Source organism: Paraburkholderia sp. SIMBA_030 (genome assembly GCF_046535245.1).
GTDB lineage: Bacteria > Pseudomonadota > Gammaproteobacteria > Burkholderiales > Burkholderiaceae > Paraburkholderia.
Window position 1 is genome coordinate 1 of record NZ_JAWRXB010001054.1, and the last position, 255, is coordinate 255.

Sequence of the window (255 nt, forward strand, 5' to 3'; positions counted from 1 at the left end):
CTCCGTGTCCGGGACTGCAAACGCGGATTCAAGCAGGCCACGGGCAACGTCGGTGGGTGAAATGGACTGGAATTTCGCGCCCCTGAAGACCGGGATCAGGCGAAGCTTCGCTCCCGATTGGAAGATCGCGGCAACCAGGCTGTGGAACTGGGTGGCCCGCACCACCACTGTTTCCAAGGATGCCTGCGCGTAGACCGCCTCTTTTTTGGCCTTCGACGCATAGTACGGATATGTGGTGCGGTCGCAGTTGACGAT

Annotated in this window: 1 protein-coding gene; it reads right to left on the bottom strand. The window is 60.0% G+C overall.

Going from position 1 to position 255, the window contains the following annotated elements:
• On the bottom strand, positions 1-255 hold a 255-nt coding region (locus SB772_RS43255), incomplete at both ends, for a hypothetical protein (protein WP_410838930.1).